Consider the following 305-nt stretch of genomic DNA (forward strand, 5'->3'; position numbering starts at 1 on the left):
TCCTTGACCGCCGCCACTTCCAAATACCCCGCAAGCTCCTCTACTGTCGGGCTTGCGAACACTTCGCCCAGCGGCACGCTCGCGTCCAATTGCTTCTGGATGCGCGATACCAGCTGTGTCGCTTTGAGTGAATGGCCGCCCAGCTCAAAGAAATCATCCCGGATGCCCACTGGCTGCGAAAGGCCAAGCACGTCCTGCCAAATTGCCGCCAGCTTCGCTTCCGTCTCGCTTCGCGGCGCCACGTATTCACTTCCCGCCTGCACCAGCCCTTGCGGCTCCGGCAGCGCCTTCCGGTCCACCTTGCC

The 305-nt window shown here is 62.6% G+C and carries 1 protein-coding gene; it reads right to left on the reverse strand.

Annotated features, from left to right (window positions below; all coding sequences use genetic code 11):
- On the reverse strand, positions 1–242 hold a 242-nt coding region (locus AM231_RS20370), incomplete at its 3' end, for a phosphopantetheine-binding protein (protein WP_207383657.1).
- Positions 243–305 lie beyond the last annotated feature (63 nt).

The organism is Paenibacillus solani (genome assembly GCF_001277345.1).
GTDB classification, from domain to species: Bacteria; Bacillota; Bacilli; order Paenibacillales; family Paenibacillaceae; genus Paenibacillus_AQ; species Paenibacillus_AQ solani.